Origin of the sequence: Ideonella azotifigens, assembly GCF_021043325.1 — a bacterium.
In the GTDB taxonomy this organism is placed as follows: Bacteria; Pseudomonadota; Gammaproteobacteria; order Burkholderiales; family Burkholderiaceae_C; genus Ideonella; species Ideonella azotifigens.
The window spans coordinates 272,906-294,524 of record NZ_JAJNKD010000008.1; the positions used below are offsets into that span (position 1 = coordinate 272,906).

Annotated in this window: 19 protein-coding genes; 8 read left to right on the forward strand and 11 right to left on the reverse strand. The window is 68.1% G+C overall.

All coding sequences use genetic code 11. The annotated features are described in order from the left end of the window. Window positions 1–24: 24 nt before the first annotated feature. The 4 genes from LRH25_RS18590 to LRH25_RS18605 are packed head-to-tail and all read right to left on the reverse strand — an operon-like array spanning window position 25 to window position 4,222. A complete protein-coding gene (locus tag LRH25_RS18590; protein ID WP_141287590.1) occupies window positions 25–1,047 on the reverse strand; it encodes an ABC transporter permease in 1,023 nt (340 codons plus the stop codon). Between the two features lie 23 nt (window positions 1,048–1,070). Further along, on the reverse strand, window positions 1,071–2,576 hold the full coding sequence (locus LRH25_RS18595; protein WP_141287589.1) for a sugar ABC transporter ATP-binding protein: 1,506 nt from the start codon (window positions 2,574–2,576) through the stop codon (window positions 1,071–1,073). Between the two features lie 10 nt (window positions 2,577–2,586). Then, on the reverse strand, window positions 2,587–3,453 hold the full coding sequence (locus tag LRH25_RS18600; RefSeq protein WP_141287588.1) for an amidohydrolase family protein: 867 nt from the start codon (window positions 3,451–3,453) through the stop codon (window positions 2,587–2,589). A gap of 16 nt (window positions 3,454–3,469) precedes the next feature. Next, a complete protein-coding gene (locus LRH25_RS18605; protein WP_141287587.1) occupies window positions 3,470–4,222 on the reverse strand; it encodes an SDR family oxidoreductase in 753 nt (250 codons plus the stop codon). A 198-nt stretch (window positions 4,223–4,420) separates the two neighbouring features. On the opposite strand from LRH25_RS18605, the gene LRH25_RS18610 reads away from it, so the two are divergent. From LRH25_RS18610 to LRH25_RS18625, 4 genes are all read left to right on the forward strand, one after another. Further along, window positions 4,421–5,209 carry an IclR family transcriptional regulator gene (locus tag LRH25_RS18610; RefSeq protein ID WP_141287586.1) on the forward strand — a complete coding sequence of 263 codons (789 nt, stop codon included), beginning with the start codon at window positions 4,421–4,423 and terminating at the stop codon, window positions 5,207–5,209. Between the two features lie 134 nt (window positions 5,210–5,343). After that, complete coding sequence (locus tag LRH25_RS18615; RefSeq protein ID WP_231011904.1) at window positions 5,344–6,543, forward strand: FAD-dependent oxidoreductase; 1,200 nt, start codon at window positions 5,344–5,346, stop codon at window positions 6,541–6,543. 4 nt (window positions 6,544–6,547) lie between these two features. Next, entirely contained in the window at window positions 6,548–7,051 is a 504-nt protein-coding gene (locus LRH25_RS18620) for a GNAT family N-acetyltransferase (protein WP_141287663.1), read from the forward strand. A gap of 122 nt (window positions 7,052–7,173) precedes the next feature. After that, the gene (locus LRH25_RS18625) at window positions 7,174–7,545 is read left to right on the forward strand and encodes an ATP-binding protein (protein WP_141287664.1); all 372 of its coding nucleotides are present in this window, start codon (window positions 7,174–7,176) and stop codon (window positions 7,543–7,545) included. Window positions 7,546–7,604: 59 nt separating this feature from the next. Here the strand turns inward: LRH25_RS18625 and LRH25_RS18630 are convergent, their stop codons facing one another. The 7 genes from LRH25_RS18630 to LRH25_RS18660 form a co-directional block, all read right to left on the reverse strand. Further along, window positions 7,605–8,771 (reverse strand): BMP family ABC transporter substrate-binding protein, encoded by a 1,167-nt coding sequence (locus LRH25_RS18630; RefSeq protein ID WP_141287665.1) that lies wholly within the window; start codon window positions 8,769–8,771, stop codon window positions 7,605–7,607. A 47-nt stretch (window positions 8,772–8,818) separates the two neighbouring features. After that, on the reverse strand, window positions 8,819–9,739 hold the full coding sequence (locus tag LRH25_RS18635; protein ID WP_141287666.1) for an ABC transporter permease: 921 nt from the start codon (window positions 9,737–9,739) through the stop codon (window positions 8,819–8,821). A gap of 1 nt (window position 9,740) precedes the next feature. After that, window positions 9,741–10,859, reverse strand: a complete 1,119-nt coding sequence (locus LRH25_RS18640) for an ABC transporter permease (protein WP_141287667.1) — start codon at window positions 10,857–10,859, stop codon at window positions 9,741–9,743. Continuing rightward, a complete protein-coding gene (locus LRH25_RS18645; RefSeq protein ID WP_141287668.1) occupies window positions 10,846–12,378 on the reverse strand; it encodes an ABC transporter ATP-binding protein in 1,533 nt (510 codons plus the stop codon). Before LRH25_RS18645 ends, LRH25_RS18640 begins: the two co-directional genes overlap by 14 nt. Window positions 12,379–12,440: 62 nt before the next feature. Beyond that, a complete protein-coding gene (locus LRH25_RS18650) occupies window positions 12,441–13,298 on the reverse strand; it encodes an outer envelope protein (RefSeq protein ID WP_141287669.1) in 858 nt (285 codons plus the stop codon). A 213-nt stretch (window positions 13,299–13,511) separates the two neighbouring features. Continuing rightward, a complete protein-coding gene (gene guaD / locus LRH25_RS18655) occupies window positions 13,512–14,837 on the reverse strand; it encodes a guanine deaminase (RefSeq protein WP_141287670.1) in 1,326 nt (441 codons plus the stop codon). Further along, entirely contained in the window at window positions 14,834–15,763 is a 930-nt protein-coding gene (locus LRH25_RS18660; protein WP_310742436.1) for a LysR family transcriptional regulator, read from the reverse strand. The genes guaD and LRH25_RS18660 overlap by 4 nt, the downstream gene beginning before the upstream one ends. Window positions 15,764–15,879: 116 nt before the next feature. Here LRH25_RS18660 and xdhA point away from each other — a divergent pair, with 116 nt between their 5' ends. The 4 genes from xdhA to LRH25_RS18680 all read left to right on the forward strand — a co-directional run bounded on the left by xdhA (window position 15,880) and on the right by LRH25_RS18680 (window position 21,498). Then, window positions 15,880–17,376: a xanthine dehydrogenase small subunit gene (gene xdhA / locus LRH25_RS18665; protein ID WP_231011905.1), complete on the forward strand. Its 1,497-nt coding sequence runs from the start codon at window positions 15,880–15,882 to the stop codon at window positions 17,374–17,376. 10 nt (window positions 17,377–17,386) lie between these two features. Further along, window positions 17,387–19,735: a xanthine dehydrogenase molybdopterin binding subunit gene (gene xdhB / locus LRH25_RS18670; protein ID WP_231011906.1), complete on the forward strand. Its 2,349-nt coding sequence runs from the start codon at window positions 17,387–17,389 to the stop codon at window positions 19,733–19,735. Window positions 19,736–19,737: 2 nt separating this feature from the next. Further along, the gene (xdhC, locus tag LRH25_RS18675) at window positions 19,738–20,550 is read left to right on the forward strand and encodes a xanthine dehydrogenase accessory protein XdhC (protein ID WP_231011908.1); all 813 of its coding nucleotides are present in this window, start codon (window positions 19,738–19,740) and stop codon (window positions 20,548–20,550) included. Window positions 20,551–20,724: 174 nt separating this feature from the next. Beyond that, a complete protein-coding gene (locus LRH25_RS18680) occupies window positions 20,725–21,498 on the forward strand; it encodes a sulfite exporter TauE/SafE family protein (protein WP_141291864.1) in 774 nt (257 codons plus the stop codon). The last annotated feature ends 121 nt before the right edge of the window (window positions 21,499–21,619 follow it).

A 21,619-nucleotide genomic window follows, 5' to 3' on the forward strand; every position in this document is an offset into this window, starting at 1 on the left:
AACGGGAACGGGAAAAGAGGCAGCTCAGCGCGTGCGGCGCCGCAGGATGTCGGTATAGACCGCGAGGATGATGATCACGCCGGTCACCACCGTCTGCCATTCCTGCGCCACGTTCATGATGCGCAGGCCGTTGGTCAGCACGCTCATGATGAAAGCGCCGATGATGGTGCCGAGGATGGTGCCGGTGCCGCCGGACAGCGAGGTGCCGCCGATGACGACCGCGGCTATCGCGTCTAGCTCGTAGCCCTGGCCCAGCGCCGGCTGCGCCGAGTTCAGCCGCGAGGCGATCAAGAGTCCAGCCACGCCGCAGATCGCGCCGCTGAGCGAATAGACGACGATCTTCCAGAAGTCGACATTCACGCCCGAAAGCCGCACCGCTTCTTCGTTGCTGCCCAGCGCGAAGGTGTAGCGGCCCAGCATGGTCTTGTTCAGGATCAGGCTGGCGACGATGGCGACGATGAACAGGATCAGCACCGCGTTGGGGATCGGCAGCGCGGGGATCAGGTCGCCGATCAGCGAGTCCTGCGAAATGGCCGAGAAGCCTGGCGTGTCGTTGAAGTAAATCGGCTTGGTGCCGGAGATCACCAGCGACAGGCCCTTGAGCAGCATCATCATGCCCAGCGTGGCGATGAAAGGCGGGATCTTCAGCTTGGCGATCAACAGGCCCGAGCCGAAGCCGCTCAGCGCGCCGAAGAACAGCGCCGCAGCCACGCCGACCGGCAACGGCAGGCCGAGGTAGGTCAGGAACACCCCGGCCATCACCGCGCAGAAGGTCATCAGCGTGCCGACCGACAGGTCGATGCCCGAGGTGATGATGACAAAGGTGCAGGCAATCGCCAGCACGCCGTTGACCGCCGTGGCCTGCAGGATGCTGACCATGTTGTCGACCTGCAGGAAGCTGCCGGAGGCGAAGCTGAAGAACACCATCAGCGCCAGCAGGCTGGCAAAGGCCAGCAGCTTCTGGCGCGCAGCGGGGCGCAGCCAGACGCGGCGGCGCGGCACGGCGGCTTCGGCCGCCGGCAAGGGAGAAGTGGTGATGGGTGGCATGGCAGTCGGTGTTCGTTGCGCCCTCAGGCGGGGGCGGCTTCACGCCGCGTGGCCAGCTGCATGATGCTGGCCTGGGTGGCCTGCCCGGCCGAGAGTTCGCCGGTGATGCGGCCTTCGCACATCACCAGCACGCGGTGCGCCAGGCGCAGCACCTCGGGCAGTTCGGAAGAGATCACGACGATGGCCTTGCCCTGCGCGGCAAGCTGGTTCAGCAGCTTGTAGATCTCGGCCTTGGCGCCCACGTCGATGCCGCGCGTGGGCTCGTCGAAGAACAGGATGTCGCAGTCGCGCTGCAGCCATTTGGCAATGACGATCTTCTGCTGGTTGCCGCCCGACAGCAGCCGCACCGGCTGCTCGACCGAAGGCGTCTTGATGCCCAGCTGGCGCACATGCTGCTCGGCCGTCTGGCGCAGCGCGGCCTGGTTCACCCAGCCGGCGGCCGACGTGAACTGGCCCATGGAGGCCAGCGCGATGTTGGTCTCCACGTCCAGCCCGGTCGCCAGGCCGAAGTGCTTGCGGTCCTCGGACAGGTAGCCAATGCCCAGCGCCACCGCCTGTTGCGGCGAGCGGATCGTGACCGGCTTGCCGCGCACGCGGATCTTGCCCGAGTCCAGCGGGTCGGCCCCGAAGATCGCACGCGCGACTTCGGTGCGGCCGGCGCCCATCAGGCCGGCGAAGCCGAGGATCTCGCCGGCGCGCAGCTCGAAGGACACATCGCGCACCGCGCGGCCGCGGTTCAGGCCGCGCACCTGGAGCAGCACTTCGTTGCGCGTGGTGTCGGGCAGGTGCTTGGTGAAGGCATCGAGCTGGCGGCCGACCATCATGCCGATGATGCTGTCCACGCTGGTCGTGGCCATGGGCGCGGTGGCGATGTACAGGCCGTCGCGCATCACGGTGACGCGGTCGGCGATCTGCTGCAGCTCGTCCATCTTGTGCGAGATGTAGACGATGCCCACGCCTTCGGCCTGCAGTTGCCGGATGATGCGAAACAGGTCCGCCACTTCCTGGTTGTTCAGTGCCGCGGTGGGCTCGTCCATGATCAGCACGCGCGAGTCGAAGGACAGCGCCTTGGCGATCTCCACCATCTGCTGGCGCGCCACCGTCAGCTCGCCCACGGGCGTGCGCGGGTCCAGCTTCAGGTTCAGGCGCTGGAACAGCTGCTCGGCCTTGGCGTTCAGCGCGGCCTCGTCCAGCCAGCCGAAGCGTCCATGCGGCTCGCGGCCGATGAAGATGTTCTGCGCGGCGCTGAGGTGGTTCATCAGGTTCAGTTCCTGATGCACGATGCCGATGCCCAGCGCCTGCGCGGCGCGCGGGCTGTCGATCTCGACCGCACGGCCGTCGACCAGGATCTCGCCACCATCGCGCGGATAGACGCCCGCCAGCACCTTCATCAGCGTGGACTTGCCGGCGCCGTTTTCACCCATCAGCGCATGCACCTCGCCGGGCAGCAGCTCGAACTGGATGTCCTGCAGCGCACGCACGCCGGCAAAGGACTTCGACAGGTTGCGAATCTCGACGAGCGGGGTCATGTCAACACCTTCACAGGCCGTAGAAGCGCTGCGCATTGCGGGTCCACACGTCCGCCTGCGCTTCGGGCGACAGCTCGCCGATCAGCGCTTCGCTGACGGCCACCCATTCCGCATGCGAGCCAGCCAGCGTCAGCACCGGCCAGTCGCTGCCCCACATCAGGCGCTCCGGCCCGAACAGGGTCAGCAACTCGTGCCAGAGCGGGCGCAGCGCGGTGACGGCGTCGGCGACCGAGCCACGCTCGGTCGCCGGCAACTGGGTCAACAGGCCAGAGAACTTACAGCTGACATTCGGCAGCTGCGAGGCCTCGCCCATCAGCCGGCGCCAAGGCGCCACCCAGCCCGCGTGCCAGCCTTCGGCCAGCGGCGGCTTGGCGGCATGATCCATCACCGCAGGCAGCGCCGGCCAGTCGCGCAGGAACTGCAGCACAAACGGCAGTTGAACCGGCTGCACCAGCACGTCGAAACACAGGCCAAACGAAACCAGCGCCTCGATGGCCTCGGGCCGCGGCGCGCGGCAGATCCAGTTCGCATCGGGCAGGTCCTGCAGCATCGGCCGCACGCCCTTGAACTTCGGGTGCAAGGCCAGGCGCGTCAGCGTCTGCACCGCGTCCGCGCGGCTCAGGTCCACCCAGCCAACCACGCCGGCGATGAAGTCATGCTGCGAGGCCAGTTCCAGCAGCCATTCGGTCTCGGCCACGCTGTCGGCCGCCTGCACCAGCACCGTCTTCTGCACGCCAGCGGCCTGCATCAGCGGCTGCAATTCCTCGGGCAGGAAGTCGCGCCGCAGCGGCGCCAGCGCCGGCTCGTCGCCTTGCAGCCAGCCGTAGTCGCCGCGAGCGGGGCGCCAGAAGTGCTGGTGCGCGTCTGTTCGATTCATACAGCAGGCACGAAGCTCAGATCGAAATGCCGCCGTCCACCATCACGGCCTGGCCGGTGACGAAGCACGACTCGTCGCTGAGCAGGTAGACCACCTGCGGCGCGATGTCTTCGACCGTGGCCAGCCGGCCCAGCGGCTGGCGGGCGATGAAGTCCTTCTCGGCCTGCACCGGGTCTGCCGCGCCCGCAATGCGGCCACGCAGCGAGGGCGTGTCCACGGTGCCGGGGCACAGTGCATTGCAGCGCAGTCCCACCTTGGCGTAGTCCGCCGCGATGGCCTTGCTCATGCCGATCACCGCGGCCTTGGTCGCGCCGTAGACAAAGCGGTTCGGCAGGCCCTTGACCGAGGACGCGATGGACGCCATGTTGATGACGCTGCCGAAGCTGCCGTCCTGCTTCATCTTCTCCAGCATGCCGGGCAGGAAGGCGCGGATCAGCCGGTAGGCGCCCTTGACGTTCAGGTCGAAGCTGAAGTCCCAGGCGGCTTCGTCGCAGTCCAGCACAGTGCCGTGGTGCACGAAGCCGGCGCAATTGAACAGGCCGTCCAGTGGCGGCAGCGAAGCCGCCAGCGCAGCAATGGCAGCGCTGTCCCGCACGTCCAGCAAACGCGTGTCGATGCCGGCACCCTCGGCGGCCAGTGATTCGAGCAGCGCGCCGTTGATGTCGGTGGCGATCACGCGCGCGCCTTCGGCGGCGCAGGCCAGCGCGCTGGCGCGGCCGATGCCTTGCCCCGCAGCGGTGATCAGGATGGTTTTGCCTTGCAGTCTCATGGGCGCCTCAAAAGTTCATGTATGAACACTTCGTTTACTGGAGAATGACTGTAGTGATCCGATTCTGCTTGCGCCTCTGGTGCTTACCCTGAGGACCCGAAGGGCCGACTGAGCGCTGCCGTCCGGTATGGTCAGCGCAGGCCGACGCGAGCGGAGCCTCGTCCATCCTTCCTGTTGCGCCCCTTACCCGCCGCCGCCATGACCGAACCCGACAACGAGCCGACCAGCGACGCACCCAACGACCGTTACCGCGCACCGGCCCTGGACAAGGGCCTGGACATCCTCGAACTGCTGGCCGAGCAGCCGCAGGGCATGACCCGCGCCGAGATCGTCAAGGCCATGGGCCGCAGTCCCAGCGAGATCTACCGCATGCTGGAGCGGCTGGTGGTGCGCCATTACGTGACGCGCTCGCAGGAGGGGGACCGCTACGCCCTGAGCCTGAAGCTGTTCGTGCTGGGCCACCGTCACCCGCCCATCGAACGGCTGGTGACGCGCGCGCTGCCGGCCATGGATGCGTTTGCCAAGGCGGCCGAGCAGTCCTGCCACCTGGGCATCTACGACCGCGGCAACATCACCGTGGTCGCGCAGGTCAACGGGCCCAGCGCCTGGGGCTTGTCGATCCGCCTGGGCGTGCGCGTGAGCCTGGCGGACACGGGCTCCGGCCACGTGCTGCTGGCCTTCCAGCCCGAAACCCGGCGCGCTCTGATGCTGGCCGAACACGTGGCGCTGGACGGCGAGGTGCCGGTGGGCGCCACCGAACTGCAGGCCATCCTGGCGCGCGTGCGCGAGCAAGGCCACTGGCAGGGCGAGAGCCAGCAGGCGTTTGGCGTGACAGACCTGTCCATGCCCATCCTGGACTCGCACGGCCACGCGCTGGCAGTGCTGACCTGCCCGTTCATCCGTCGCATCGACCGGCACGTGGGTGCGGACTTGGACACCGTGCGCGGGCTGTTGAAACAGGCCACGCAAGGGCTGTCGCTGGCATGAAACGTGGGCACCCGGCTGCGGCGTACCGCTGCCACCCTCCGTGAGGGTGCTCAGGCCGCTTGGGAGCGGCCCGGCGCTGGCCTGAGACGTCGCGCTAGATAATCCGCGGCCTCACCTCCTCCGCGGCCCTGTTCATGACCCTGCAACGTCGCCAGTTCATCGGCGCCACCGGCGCCACGCTTGCCGGCCTGTCCACCGCTTCGCTGAGCCAGCGCGCTGGCGCACAGACGGCTGCAGCCGTCAGCCAGCCGCCGTTTGCGCCGCCGCCGCTGCTGGCGCCCATCCAGGCGCGCACCGACCGCATCGTCGACATCACCGTCTGCACCCGGCCGTTTCGCGCCGCCGGGCCGCGCATCGAAGCGCAGCGCATTGGGCGGCAGACGGTGGTGCACAACTACGGCCATGGCGGCAGCGGCTGGTCGCTGTCCTGGGGCTCGGCGAAGCTGGCGGTGGACCTGGCGCTCACCACGAAGGAAAAGCACCTCGCCGTGATCGGCTGCGGCGCCATTGGCCTGACGACTGCACGCGCCGCGCAGCGCGCCGGGCTGCGCGTGACGATCTACTGCCGCGAACTGCCGCCAGAGGTGCGCTCGTCGAAGGCCACAGGCGTGTGGTCGCCGGACTCGCGCATCTGCGACGAAGCCCACGCCACGCCCGCCTTCCGCCAGCAATGGGAAGCCATGGCGCGCCTGTCGCACCAGACCTACCAGCGCATGATGGGCCTGCCGGGCGACCCGGTGGAATGGCGCGAGGGCTACGTGCTGTCGGACATCCCGTTCGACCAGGAACTGCCGGACGACGAGGCGCCGCCGCGCCACCCCGAGCCCGAATACGCCGAGTTGGAAAGCGAGTTGCTGCGCGATCTGCACCCGCGCTCGGTCGCGCTCTCGCCGGACCAGCACCCGTTCCCGGTGCCCTTCGCGCGCCGCTACACGCAGATGGTGTTCAACCTGCCGGCCTACAGCCAGATGCTGCTGGGCGAGTTCATGCGCGACGGCGGCGAGGTCCAGCACCGCGAGTTCGAAAGCCCGCGCCAGTTCGCGGCCCTCAAGGAGCGCACGCTGGTCAACGCCACCGGCTACGGCGCACGCCAGCTGATGGGCGACAACAGCCTGGTGCCGGTGCGCGGCCAGATCGCGCGCCTGGTGCAGCAGCCAGAGGTGCGCTACGGGCTCAACTGGCGCGGCCACAACCTGAATGTCGTTTCGCGCCGCGACGGGCTGCTGGTGCAGTCCAGCGTGGACGGTGACTTCGACAACGAAGACACCACGCCAGACCGCGCCGTGGCCGAAGCTGCGGTGCAGCGGCTGGCGATGCTGTTTGCGCGAGCCTGACGCCATGCACGCAGACAAACCCCGTCTCGAAGGCATCACGCTGCGCCAGGCCAGCCTGGCCGACCTGGACCTGGTCTGCGACCTGGCGCAGGAGCTGAACCTGATCCACCACCAGGCCTGGCCGGACGTGTTCGCGCCACCTGCCACGCCCTCACGCGACCGCCTGCACTGGCAGGACAGCATGCTGGGCGCGGACCGGGCCATCTTCCTGGTCGAAGATGCCTTCGGCCAGTCGCTGGGCTTCATCGCGCTGTCGCTGATCGAGGAACGCCACAGCCTGCTGCAGCCGATGCGCTACGGCCGCGTCAACTCCGTCTGCGTCTGCCCCGAAGCGCGTGGCATGGGCCTGGGCCGGGCCATGATGGCGCAGGCCGATGACTGGGCCCGCGAACACCGCGCCACCGACATGCGCCTGGTCGTCTGGGCCTTCAACGAACAGGCCCGCAAGCTCTACCAGGAGTTGGGCTACGAAGTGCTGTCGCACACCATGGGCAAGCGGCTGGCGTAGGTGGCCTGCGACCGCGGCGCTGCAATCTTTCGTTGCAGCGCAAGGCATCAAACGTTACATGCGCGCCCAGGGCCGCTTCGAGAATTTGGCAAAGCCGCTGCGCGGCGCCACTGCCACTCTACATGCCCTCAGCTGCTTCCCAAACCTCGACCAAACGCACCAACCCCGCCAAGGTCAAACGCGCCGCCGCCCATCCACAGCGGCCGGGCCAGGCCTGCCAGGCCGCGCCGGGCGAATACATCCCGGTCGTGAACCGCGCCAAATGCGAGGGCAAGGGCGACTGCGTGGAGGTCTGCCCATACGACGTCTTCGACGTGAGCACCATCGCACCGGCGGACTTCCAGGCGCTGGGTTTCATGGCCCGCCTGAAAGTGCGGGTGCACGGCATGCAGACGGCCTACACACCCCGCGAGGACGCCTGCCTGGCCTGTGGGCTGTGCGTGGTGGCCTGCCCGGAGCGGGCGATCCAGCTGGTGCGAGCCGTGCAGCCCTGAAAAGAAAAAGCCGCCGGCTTGCGCGGGCGGCTTTTGGGTGCAGGCAACTCGCCAGGGGCTTACTTCGCGCCCGGCACCTTGCCTTCGACGCCCTTGACGTAGACGTTCAGGCCGCCGAGGAACTTGTCGTCGCCGGCTTCGTCCTTCTTGCGCATTTCCTTGCCGGTGTTGTCCACCAGCGGGCCCTTGAAGACGTCGATGCTGCCGTCGGCCAGGCCGGCCTTGGTCTTGGCGACCAGTTCCTTCACGTCGGCCGGCACCTGGTCGCTGATCGCGACGATGTCGTTGGCGCCTTCCTTGACGCCCCACCAGGTCGCCGTGCTGCCCTTCCAGCTGCCGTCCAGCGTCTCCTGAACGGCCTTCTTGTAATACGGCGTCCAGTTGATGATGGCCGAGGCGAGGTGGGCGGTCGGTGCGAACTTGGACATGTCGCTGTCCCAGCCGAAGGCGAACTTCTTGTTCTTCTCGGCGGTCTGCAGCACGGCGGTGGAGTCGGTGTTCTGCAGCAGCACGTCGGCGCCGCCGTTGATCAGCGACTGCGCGGCTTCGGTTTCCTTGGGCGGATCGAACCAGCTGTTGACCCAGACCACCTTGGTCTTGATCTTCGGGTTCACGCTCAGGGCGCCCAGGGTGTAGGCGTCGATGTTGCGGATGACTTCAGGCACGGGGATGGAGCCGACCACGCCGAGCGTGTTGGTCTTGCTCATCTTGCCGGCGATGATGCCGGCCATGTAGGCACCCATGTAGCTGCGGCTGTCGTAGCTGCGCAGGTTGGCGCTCTGCTTGAAGCCGGTGGCGTGTTCGAACTTCGCATCCGGGAAGTCGGCCGCGACCTTCAGCATCGGCTCCATGTAGCCGAAGCTGGTGCCGAAGATCAGCTTGTTGCCTTGCGTGGCCATGTCGCGGAAGACGCGTTCTGCGTCGGCCGACTCGGGCACGTTCTCGACGAAGCTGGTCTGGATCTTGTCGCCGAATTCGGCTTCGATGGCCTTGCGCGCGGTGTCGTGCGCGTAGGTCCAGCCGTGGTCGCCGGCCGGGCCGAGGTAGGCGAAGGCGATCTTCAGCGGCTCGGGCTTGGCAGGGGCCGGTGCAGCGGCCGAAGCGGGCTCGGCAGCCGCGGGCGGCGGGGTTTCTTCCTTCTTGCCGCAGCCGACCAGGGCCGCGGCAGCGGCAATGGTCGTCCAGCTGGTCAGCTGGAGCAGCGAACGCTTGGTCATCAGGGTCATGGGCGCTTCTCTCTTGAAGTGGATTGCCAGGGAAGAAAAGTGTCCGGTCAGGAACCGGGGAAAAACGGTTTGCCGAGCGAGGCGGGCATGTTGGCGCGAACCCAGTTGGCGTTGCTGGAGATCAGCACCAGCACGACCACGGTCGACAGGTAAGGCAGCATGCCGAGGAACTGCACGGGGATGTGCACGCCGTTGCCTTGCAGGTAGAACTGCAGCATGGTCACGCCGCCGAACAGGTAGGCACCCAGCAACACCCGTGCCGGGCGCCAGGTGGCGAAGGTGGTGAGCGCCAGCGCGATCCAGCCCTTGCCGGCGATCATGCCTTCGACCCACAGCGGCGTGTAGATCACCGAGATGTAGGAACCGGCCAGGCCGCACATCGCACCACCAACGACCACCGCCGCCAGCCGGATGCGACGCACCGGGTAGCCCAGCGCATGCGCCGATTCGGGCGACTCGCCGACCGCGCGCAGCACCAGGCCGGCGCGCGTGCGGTAAAGGAACCAGGCCAGCAGCGCCGTCAGCACGATGGCGATGTAGACCATCGGGTGCTGGCGGAACAGCGCCGGGCCGATGAACGGCAGATCCCCCAGCAGCGGCACGTGGAACTGGACCTGCTCGCCGAGCTTTTCCTGCACGTAGCGGATGCCCAGGAAGGCCGAAAAGCCGCCGCCGAACAGGCTCAGCGCGAGGCCGGTCGCCACCTGGTTGGTGTTGAGCCAGATCACCAGCAGGCCGAACAGCGAGGCCAGCACCGCGCCGGACAGCATGCCGGCGCCAAAGCCCAGCCAGCTGCTGCCGGTGTGCACCGTGGTGGCGAAGCCTGCGATGGCGGCCACCAGCATCAGGCCCTCGGCGCCCAGGTTGATCACGCCGGCCCGTTCGTTGATCAGCAGGCCGATGCCGGCGATGGCCAGTGCTGTGCCGGCGTTCAGCGTGGCGGCGAGGAGGAGCGCGAGGCCGTCCATCTCAGGCTTCCTTGGTGACTGCAGCGGCACCGCGCGGTGCGGGTGTCGGATGCGGCGCGTGATGCGAGCGCAGGCGATAGAAGATCAGCGTGTCGCAGGCCAGCAGCGAGAACAGCAGCAGGCCCTGGAACACCCCCGTCAGCGCCTTGGGCAGGCCCAGGCGCGACTGCGCCAGTTCGCCGCCGATGTAGAACATGCTCATCAGGATGCCCGAGAAGATGATGCCCACCGGGTGCAGCCGGCCCACATACGCGACGATGATGGCCGCGAAGCCGTAGCCCGCCGGCACGTAGGGCGTGAGCTGACCCAGCGGGCCGGCGGCTTCCAGCGCACCGGCAAGACCTGCCATTCCGCCCGAGATCAGCAGCGCGAGCCACAGCGCACCACGCGACGAGAGGCCGGCGTATTTGGCCGCTGCGGGTGCCAGCCCGCCCACCTGCAGCGCAAAGCCGCGGTAGGTGCGGAACAGGAAGACCCAGAACCCCATCACGGCGACCAATGCGACGACCACGCCGATGTTGGCGCGCAGGCCCTGCACCAGGCGCGGGATCTTGGTCTGCGCGAGGAAGGTGATGGTCTGCGGGAAGTTGTGGCCTTCCGGGTCCTGCCAGGGGCCGTTGACCAGCCAGCCCAACAGTAGGTCGGCCACGTAGACCAGCATCAGGCTGACGAGGATCTCGTTGGCGCTGAAGCGGTCCCGCAGCAGCGCGACGATGGCGGCCCAGAACATGCCGGCCAGCACGCCGGCCGCGAGGATGGGCACGACGTAGAAGTGACCCATCCATTCGGTGCCGGCACCCGCCTGCATCGCCACCCAGCCACCACCCAGCGCGCCGAAGATGTATTGGCCCTCGGCACCGATGTTCCAAACGTTGGAGCGGTAACAGACCGACAGGCCCAGCGCGATCAGGATCAGCGGCGTGGCCTTGACCGACAGTTCGGCCACGCCGTAGAGGTTCTTCACCGGCTCGACGAAGAACATCTGCAGCCCGCGCACCGGGTCCTTGCCCAGCAGCACGAACAGGCCGACGCCGATCACCACCGTGATGGCCAGCGCCAGCAACGGGCTGGCAAACGACATCAGCTTCGACGGCTGCGGCCGGGCTTCAAGCTTCAGCATGGCCGGTCTCCTTGGCTTGCGTTTCTGCGGAGGTCCACAGCCCGCTCATCCATTCGCCGATCTGCTCGATGGTTGCCTGCGCGGTGGGCACGGACGGGGACATGCGGCCCTGGGCAATGACGATCAGCCGGTCGCTGATCTCGAACAGCTCGTCCAGCTCCTCGCTGACGATCAGCAGCGCGCAGCCGGCATCGCGCAGCTTCAGCAGCTCGCCGCGGATCAGCGCCGCGGCGCCCACGTCCACGCCCCAGGTCGGCTGGCTGACGATGAGCAGCTTCGGGCCAGCGTCGATCTCACGGCCGACAATGAATTTCTGCAGGTTGCCGCCGGACAGGCTCTTGGCCGCAGCACCCGGGCCACCGGCCTTCACATTGAAGCGGGTGATGATGCTTTCGGCCAACTGGCGCACCTTGTCGGTGGCGATCCAGCCGCTGCCGCTCACCGCCTCGGTGCGCGTCAGCAGCGTGTTCTGCGCCAGGCTCAGCGTGGGCACCGCGCCGCGGCCCAGGCGTTCCTCGGGCACGAAGTGCAGGCCTTCGTGGCGGCGCTTGCGCGGCGAATGCGCCGCGATGTCCTTGCCGAACAGCGTGATGCTGCCGGCCTGCGCGCGCATGTCTTCACCCGACAGCGCGGCCATCAACTCCTGCTGGCCGTTGCCCGAGACACCGGCCACGCCGACGATCTCGCCGGCCCTCACGTCGAAGGCGATGTCCTTCAACGTGGTGCCGAATGGATCGCGCTGCGGCAGCGACAGGCCCTTGACCGCCATCACCACCGCGCCGGCCGCACGCGTCTCGTGGCGCAGCTGCGGCGGCTCGGCGCCGATCATCAGGCGCGACAGGCTGGCGTTGGTTTCCTGCGTCGGGTCGACCTCGCCGGTGACCTTGCCGCCACGCAGCACGGTGCAGTGGTGGCACAAGGCCCGGATCTCGTCGAGCTTGTGGCTGATGTAGAGGATGCTGGTGCCATTGGCACTCAGCTGGCGCAGCGTGACAAACAGCTTCTCGACGGCCTGCGGCGTCAGCACCGAAGTGGGCTCGTCGAGGATCAGCAGCTGCGGATTGGTCAGCAGCGCGCGCACGATCTCGACGCGCTGGCGCTCGCCCACGGAAAGCGAATGCACAGGCCGCAGCGGGTCCACGTCCAGCCCGTAGGTGCGGGCGACCTGGCCGATGCGCTCGGTGACCTCGGGCAGCGCCATCGCTTTGTCCAGCCCCAGCCAGACGTTCTCGGCGGCAGTGAGCGTGTCGAACAGCGAGAAGTGCTGGTAGACCATGCTGATGCCCAGGGCGCGGGCCTGGGCGGGGCTGGCGACCTGCACCTCGCGACCGTTCCATTGCATCTGGCCGGCGTCGGGCTGGGTCGCGCCGTAGATGATCTTCATCAGCGTGGACTTGCCCGCGCCGTTTTCACCCAGCACCGCATGGATCTGGCCCGGCGCCACCTTCAGATGGATGCCGTCGTTCGCCCGCACCGCGGGGTACTGCTTGGTGATGCCGGTGAGTTCGAGTCGAAGCATGATGAAGATGCCTGAGCCAGAAACGGGCCAGGAGCCGAAGACCGGCCCCGGCCCGCGGGCGATCAGAAATGGTATTCCGCGCGGATCATCGGTGTCTTGGCAAAGGCGCCATCACCGGCAGCGCCCTTGTACGAGTTGCCGAACTTGTTCTTCCAGTACTGGTACTCGAAGCCGACCTTGAACTTGCCCGGTGCCCCCATCAGCGTGCCGGCGTCGTACATGATCTGCGCATCGATGTTGGTTTCAGGCGCAGTTTCGCCGCCAAATTCATTCTTGCCCTTGCCAGCAATGAAATTTGCGAAACCTTCGAAGGTCAGCGGAACGCCCTTGATCAGCGGAATGCTCCACGCCGCCGTCAGCATTGGATGGGCATCGTAGCTGTAGCGCGACACGCCGCTGCGGGTGAATTCGTTGTACGGCGCATTGCTCTCCCAGAGTTCGAGCAGGCTCACGTTCAGGAAGCCCGGCACATCGAACATCATCGTCGGGCCCGCCACCAGCATGCGCTTCCTGGAGTTGTAGCCGGCGTCGTCCTTGACGTTGACATCGAAGCCCGCCGTCAGCCCCAGGTTGCGGATCACGCCCCAGGACAGCTTGCTGCCGCTGACCTTGGACAGGTCCAGCGTGTGGCGGTAGACGATGTAGACCTCGGTCGCGCCATTGCTGGAGCCGGGGCTGGACGGGTCGGATTTGTCGGAGACCAGGAAGTCGGCGTTGAAGAAGTTGGTGCCGTAGCTGTAACCGCTGACGTGGTTCAGGTCGATGATGCTTTTGTGGATGGTGTTCTCGCCAAAGGGCTCGGCGAACTTGCTGCCGTAGCGGTAGCCAATCGAGGTGTCACTCCAGTCGGCGGCCTGGGCGCCAACGGTGGCCAGCGCCAGCAGCGCAGCAAGGGCCAGGCGGGAAGTAGAGAACTGCATGGTGGGTTCCTGTCTTGTCAGTGAGAGGGAAGGTGAAAACGGGGGTCCAAACGGGCGGGGACTGTGGCCGCTGGCCCCCGGATCGCAGAGGCCGCGTCAGTCACCAAGCCCGTCGAAGGGCAATGAGTATGCGCAGGTGTATACAAACGCAAGGACCATGCCGCTCTGGTTGCCGCACTGCTCCTCGTTTTGCGGTGCCTCAAACGCCGCGCGTCAACCCCGCTGCCAGCAGGGCTGCCCAGCGACATAGGCTGCCACCAGGTTGCGGTCGTCGGCCTGGGTCATCCAGGCAAACACCCGCGCGTGCAGGCTTTGCGCCGGCAGAGGCACCACTTCGCCGCGCGCCACCGCATCGCGGTGCACCGCAACCGGGCCCACCGCCCAATCCCAGATCGCCAGGTCCGCCATGCACCCCGGCTCGAAGCTGCCGATCTCCTCTTCCAGCCCCAGCGCCAGCGCCGCGCCGCGGGTGGCCGCATGCAGCGCCGCCCAGGCGGTGAGCCGCGTGCCGCGCAAGGCCTGCACCTTGTAGCCCTCGGCCAGCGTGCGCAGCATGGACAAACTGGTGCCGCCGCCCACGTCGCTTGCCATCGAGACGCCATGCCCGATGTCCACCGCCGCCTGCCAGTCGAACAGCCCGCTGCCGAGGAACAGGTTGCTGCTCGGGCAGAAGGCAATGTGGGCACCGGTGTCGCGCAGCAGCGCGCGGTCGGCGTCGTCCAGCCAGATGCCATGCGCCAGCACGGCGCGCGGCGTCAGCAGGCCGACCTGGTGATAGACATCCAGGTAGCTGCGCGCCTCGGGAAACAGCTCGGCCACCCAGCGCACCTCTTCGGTGTTCTCGGCCACGTGGGTCTGCATGTAGAGGCTGGGGTCGGCCCGCATCAGCTCGCCGGCCATCGCCAGTTGCTCGGGTGTGCTGGTGATCGCGAAGCGCACCGTCAGCGCATAGCTGTTGCGGCCCTGGCCGTGCCAGCGCTGGATCAGCGTTTCGCAGTCGCGCCGGGCACCTTCTACATCGTCACTCAGTCCTGCCGGCGCATGCCGGTCCATCAACACCTTGCCGCTGATGATGCGCATCTGCCGGGCGCTCGCGGCCTCGAACAATGCGTCCACCGAGACCGGATGCACGGTGGGGAAGACCACCGCTGCGGTGGTGCCGTTGGCCAGCAAGGCGTCGAGGAACAGTTCGGCGCCGGCGCGCGCGACCTGCGGGTCTACGAAGCGCTGCTCGGCCGGGAAGGTGTAGGTCTTGAGCCAGTCCAGCAGCGTGGCGCCATAGCTGGCGATCACGTCCAGCTGCGGGCAGTGCACGTGGGTGTCGATGAAGCCCGGCAGGATCAGCCGGCCGGTGTGCAGCTCGCGCTGCCAGCTGTCGTCCGGTGCCTCGGGCTGCGCGCCGACGATGCGGCCGTCCTCGATCAGCAGCCAGTGGTCCGGCCGGAAACGCACCGCGGCGCAGGCTTCTTCGCCCAGCAAGGGCACGCCGGTGAAGTCCAGCAGGTCGCCTTGCAGCGCCAGTCTTTTGCGGGCACTCATGCGCGGCTCCTTGAGGGGTTGTCTTCGTCGGCCAGTGCACGGGCGGTGTCGCGCACCTGCTCGCGCAGCCAGCGTTGCGCCGCAGACGCATGCGTGCGGTCGTGCCAGAGTTGGTAATAGGCCATGGCCGGGAAGGCCACCGGGCAGCGAACGATGCGCAGGGGGAGTTGAGTCAGGTATCGCTCGCAGAACTGGCGGCCGGTCGTGAGCACCAGCCGGCTGCCGGCCACCATGGCCGGCGCCAAGCTGAAGTGCGCGCAGCGCACCGTGACGCGGCGCGACAGGCCTTGCAACGCTAGGAAATCGTCGATCACGCCGCGCGCGCCGGGATGCAGCGGCGTCGGCGCGATGTGGTCGCTGTCCAGGTAGCGCGCTGCCGTCCAGCTGCGCGGGCTCTTGGCGGCGGGGTGGTCCGCGGCCACGAGGCAGACCACTTCGTCGGACATCAGGCGGCCCAGGTGCAATTCTTCCGGCGGCTGCAGCCAGTTGCCGACCACCAGGTCCACCTCGCCCGAGGCCAGCTTGCGGCGGTAGTCCGAATCGGCAGACAGCGGGTGCAGGGCGACCTGCAGCCGTGGCGCAAGCTGCTGCAGCGTGCCGATGAGGCGCGGCAGGAACAGCGGGTCCAGGTAGTCGGACGCGGCGAGGTTGACCAGGCCGTCAGCCGTGGCCGGATCGAAGCCGCGGCCGACGCGGGCCGAGCCGAACAAGGTGTCGGCCTCCTTCAGCAGCCGCTCGGCCGGGCCGACCAGCGCCAGCGCCGCTTCGGTGGGCACCAGCCCGGTGCCGGCGCGCACCAGCAAGGCGTCGCCCGTCAGCGCACGCAGGCGCTTGAGCTGGGCGCTGACCTGGGGCTGGGTGCTGCCCAGGCGCAGGGCGGCGCGCGAAACGCTGCGATCAGTGATCACGGTGTGCAGGACCTTCACGAGATGGAGGTCGATGTTGGCGAAATCCGGCGGCCGCGTCATACGGCACAACATATGCAACTCATGGCCCAGATCGTATTCAAACTGCGCCGCAGCGGCGTAAGGTCTTGCGCCAGATGACTGCCGAAACTTCAAACTCCGCCCCTCTGCGCTTTGTCTTCCGCGGCCAGCCGGTCAGCGTCACCGGCGCGCCCGCCACGCGCAGCGTGTTGCAGTGGCTGCGCGAGGACGCACAGGCCTGCGGCACCAAGGAAGGTTGCGCCGAGGGCGACTGCGGCGCGTGCACGGTGCTGGTCGCCGAGCTGGCCGAGAGCGTGCCGGCCGGCAGCCGCGCCATCCTCAGCGAAGGCCTGGCGATCCGCCCGGTCAACGCCTGCATACGCTTCCTGCCGACGCTGCACGGCAAGGCGCTGCTAACGGTGGAAGACCTGGCGCAGCCGGACGGCACGCTGCACCCGGCGCAACAGGCCATGCTGGACCACCACGGCTCGCAATGCGGCTTCTGCACACCCGGCTTCGTGATGACGCTCTCGGCCGAGCATGAGCGCCAGGCCTGCACCAGCGGGCCGTGCCCCGGCCGCGCCGAGCTGGCCGATGCACTCTCTGGCAATCTGTGCCGCTGCACCGGCTACCGGCCCATCCTGGACGCCGCGCAAGCGATGCTGCAACAGCCCGCGCCGCGCCTGCCGCTGGCCGGTTTGCGCGAGCAGTTGCTGGCCTTGCAGGCGACACCCGCCGCACCCCACAGCCCCCGCACGCTCGCCGAGCTGGCCACGCTGCGCGCCGACAAGCCCGCCGCACGGCTGGTCGCTGGCGCGACCGACGTCGGCCTGTGGGTCACCAAGCAGATGCGCGACCTGGGCGAGCTGATCTTCCTGGGCGACGTGGCCGAATTGCGCCGCATTGACGAAGAAGCGGAAGGCCTGCACATTGGCGCTGCCGTCACGCTGGAAGACGGCTGGGCTGCGCTGGTGGTGCGCTGGCCGGCGCTGGCCGAAATGTTCCGCCGCTTCGCCGGCCCGCCGGTGCGCCATGCTGGCACGCTGGTGGGCAACCTGGCCAACGGCTCGCCGATTGGCGATGCGCCGCCGGTGCTGATCGCGCTGGGCGCCACGCTGCGGCTGCGCCATGGCGAGGCCACCCGGGAGCTGCCGCTGCAGACCTTCTACCTGGATTACATGAAGAACCAGCTGCAGTCGGGCGAGTTCGTCGAGTCCGTGCACGTGCCGTTCGCGACGCTGCAACCGGGCTGGCAGGTGCAGGCGCACAAGCTATCCAAGCGTTTCGACTGCGACATCTCGGCCGTCAGCGCCGGCTTTGCGCTGCGGCTGGATGGCGACACCGTCGCCGAAGCGCGCCTGGCCTTCGGCGGCATGGCAGCCACGGTGCGCCGCGCCGCAGCGGTCGAAGCCGCCATCGTCGGCCAGCCCTGGACCGAAGCCACGCTGCGCGCCGCGCAGGCCGCGCTCGCCGCCGACTTCACCCCGCTGAGCGACCTGCGCGCCAGCGCCGACTACCGCCGCCTCGGCGCTGCCGGGCTGCTGGAGCGGCTGTGGCTGAGCACCCGCCCAGCCGACCCGGTGGCAGTCGACCAACTGCGCGTCTGGGCCTGAGGAGCGCCACATGCATTTGAAAGACCTCTCGGCTGCAGCCCTCCCCGTGGTCGGCACTTCGTTGCCGCACGAATCCGCCGCGCTGCACGTGCAGGGCCGCGCCGCGTATGTGGACGACATCGCCGAAGCCGCCGGCACGCTGCACGCGGCGCTGGGGCTGTCGCCCGTGGCCCATGGCCGGCTGCTGGGCATGGACCTCGCGGCGCTGCGCGCGATGCCCGGCGTGGTCGCGGTCTACAGCGCGGCCGACATTCCGGGCCAGAACAACGTCGGCCCCATCGTGCACGACGATCCGATCCTAGCCAGTGGCGAATTGCACTACCTCGGCCAGCCGGTGTTCGCCGTCATCGCCCGCAGCCGCGACGAGGCGCGCCGCGCCGCAGCCCGCGCCAAGGACGTGCTGCAGATCGAACCGCTGCCGGCCCAGCTGGACCTGCGCACCGCGCATGCCACTGGCCAGTACGTGGTGCCACCCATGCACCTCACGCGCAGCACGCACCCCGGCGGCGTGGCCGGTGCGATGGCGGCGGCGCCGCACCAGCTCTCCGGCCAGTTCAGCCTCGGCGGGCAGGAACAGTTCTACCTCGAAGGCCAGATCAGCTACGCGCTGCCACAGGACGATGGCGGGCTGAAGATTCATTGTTCGACCCAGCACCCCAGCGAGATGCAGGCGATGGTCGCGCATGCGCTGCAACTGGACGCCAATCAGGTGCTGGTCGAATGCCGGCGCATGGGCGGCGGCTTTGGCGGCAAGGAGTCGCAGTCGGCGCTGTTCGCCTGCGTGGCGGCGCTTGCCGCCAAGAAGCTCAACAAGCCGGTCAAGCTGCGCGTGGACCGCGACGACGATTTCCTGATCACCGGCCGCCGCCACGGCTTCGAGTTCGACTGGCAGGCCGGCTTCGACGACAGCGGCCGGCTGCTGGCGGTGGACGTCACGATGCTGGGCCAGGCCGGGCACTCGGCCGACCTGTCGCCCCCTGTGCTGACGCGCGCGATCTGCCACCTGGACAACGCCTACTGGCTGCCGGACGTGGCCATCCACGGCTTCCTGCCGCGCACCAACACGCAGAGCAACACGGCATTCCGCGGCTTCGGCGGGCCGCAGGGCGCGCTGGTGATCGAAGTCATCATCGACCAGATCGCCCGCCAGCTGGGCCTGGATCCGCTGGCGGTGCGGCAGGTCAACTGGTACGGCCTGCCGGGCAGCGGGCGCGACGTGACGCCTTACCTGCAACCGGTGGTCGACAACATCATCGCGCCGCTGACCGACGAGCTGGCCGCCAGCAGCGACTACCTCGCGCGCCGCGCCGAGGTCGCCGCGTTCAACGCCACCAGCCCGTGGCTGAAAAAAGGCCTGGCGCTGACCCCGGTGAAGTTCGGCATTTCGTTCAACGTCAACCACTTCAACCAGGCAGGCGCGCTGGTGCACATCTACCGGGACGGCTCAGTGCTGGTGAACCACGGCGGCACCGAAATGGGCCAGGGCCTGAACACCAAGGTGGCGCAGGTCGTCGCCCACGAACTGGGCCTGCCGCTGGCCCGCGTGCGCGCCAGCGCCACCGACACCAGCAAGATCGCCAACACCTCGGCCACCGCTGCCTCCACCGGTGCCGACCTGAACGGCAAGGCCGCGCTGGACGCCGCGCAGAAGCTGAAGAAACGGCTGGCGGAAGTGGCCGCGTCGCACTGGCAGGTGGCGCCCGACCAGGTGCGCTTCGAGGGCAACGCGGTGCTGGGGCCAGACGGCCAGCACGAGGCCTTTGCCGCCATCGTCGAGCAGGCCTACGTGGCCCGCGTGCAGCTCTGGGCCGACGGCTTCTACGCCACGCCCGGCCTGCACTGGAACCGCGACACGCTGACCGGCCGGCCGTTCTATTACTTCGCCTATGGCGCGGCCGTCAGCGAAGTGCTGCTGGACCGGCTGACCGGCGAATGGCGACTGCTGCGCGCCGACCTGCTGCACGACGTGGGCCGCTCGCTGAACCCGGCCATCGACATCGGCCAGGTCGAAGGCGGTTTTGTGCAGGGCATGGGCTGGCTGACCAGCGAGGAGCTGGTGTGGCACCCGCAAAGCGGCAAGCTGCTGACGCACGCGCCGTCCACCTACAAGATCCCCACCGCCAACGACCTGCCGCACGCGCCGGGTGCGTTCACGACACGGCTGTACAAGGGCGACAACGTCGAGGACAGCATCCACCGCAGCAAGGCTGTGGGCGAGCCGCCGCTGCTGCTGAGCTTCTCGGTCTTCCTCGCGCTGCGCGACGCGGCCGCCGCCTGCGGCGCGCTGGGCTGCCAGCCCGCACTCAGCGCGCCCGCCACGCCCGAGGCGCTGCTGCGCGCGGTGCAAAGCGTGAGCTGAGCATGGGCCGGTTGGCGTTACGGGAACTGGCCCAGCGCTGGCAGCAGCAGGGCCGTTCGGCGATGTGGGTGGAGATCACCCGCGTCAAAGGCTCGGTGCCGCGCGAGGCCGGCACCCGCATGCTGGTCTCTGCCGCTGAAGTGGCTGGCACGATTGGCGGCGGGCACCTGGAATGGCAGGCCATTGCCCGCGCCCAGGCCGCGCTGAAGGAAGCCGGCGACCGGCCGCTGGCGGCCTGGGACTGGCCGGTCACGCTGGGCCCGTCACTGGGCCAGTGCTGCGGCGGCGCGCTGACGCTGCGCTTTTTCCCGTTGGACAGTGGCAGCCTCGCCGGCTGGGCTGCCGAGCCGCCGCGCTTTCACCTGCAGTTGCACGGCGCCGGCCACGTCGGCCGCGCCATCGTCAAGCTGCTGGCTGACCTGCCTTGCGAAGCGCTGTGGGTGGACGAGCGCGAAGACGGTTTTCCGGCCACGCCGCTGCCCGCCCACCTGCGCTGCTGTGCCAGCGCTCAACCCGAAGAAGAAGTGGCCGATGCACCGGCCGGCGCCTTTTTCCTGGTGATGACCCACAGCCACGCGCTGGACTTCCGCATCTGCGAGGCGGTGCTGCGCCGCGGCGATTTCGGCTTCCTGGGCCTGATCGGCTCGGCCAGCAAGAAGGCCGGCTTCCTGCGGCGCCTGCGCGAGCGGGGCCTGTCCGATGCCCAACTGGACCGTCTGGTCAGCCCGGTCGGCATGCCCGGCATCGAAGGCAAGGCGCCGGAAATCATCGCGGTCGCGGTCGTGGCGCAACTGCTGCAGTTGGCCTCGGCTTGACCCGAGCCGGCCCTCATTGCCAATTCGGTCACTAAATCTTTTAGGGGGGTCTTTACTCGGAACCCGCATTTGCAGATGCCGAATGCGAGAATGACTTCAGTCGGCCGAGTTGCCTTGTTGCCTCGGCCCCGAATCGACCGAAGGTTTCGAGGTACTGCGATGCAAATCGATGGCATGAATTCCATCGCCGGGCTGCTGGTTGGCACCATCGTCGGCATCACCGGCGTTGGTGGCGGCGCCCTGATGACCCCCATCCTGGTGCTGTTCTTCGGCATCGCGCCGCAGACCGCCGTCGGCACCGACCTGTTGTACGCATCCATCACCAAGATGTTCGGCACTGCCGTGCACCACAACCACGGCACGGTGGACTGGGAAATCGTCAAGCGCCTGGCCTGGGGCAGCCTGCCCGCTGCGGCGCTGACGCTCGCCTGGATGACCTTCAGCGGCGGCCATCAGGTCAAGAACGGTTTCATCATCCAGGCGGTCGGCATCGCGCTGATCATCACCGCGTTGGGCATGCTGTTCAAGGAGAAGCTGCACGCGATTGGCAAGAACTTCCGCGTCGGTGACTCGGAAAAGTTCAAGAACGTACAGCCTGTGCTGACCGTGGTCGCCGGCATCGTGCTGGGCGTGCTGGTCACGCTGACCTCCATCGGTGCCGGCGCGCTGGGCACCGTGATGCTGGTCTACCTGTACCCGCTGCGCCTGAGCTCGAACAAGCTGGTCGGCACCGACCTGGCCCACGCGATTCCGCTGGCGCTGATCGCCGGCCTGGGCCACCTGAGCCTGGGCAATGTCAACTACGACCTGCTGGTCAGCCTGCTGCTGGGCTCCATCCCCGGCGTGCTGATCGGCTCTTTGATCAGCACCCGCGCGCCGCTGACGCTGATCCGCTACGCCATCGCCATCGTGCTGGGCCTGGTCGCCGTGAAGATGCTGTCGGTCTGAGCGCCGCTCAATGCCACCAAAGGGACCTTCGGGTCCCTTTTTTCAGGTTCTTCGCCGATCTGAGTGAATCGCAGGGCGGGCACACGGTTGTCACTGCTACCTTGGTGGTACCAAGCATCAA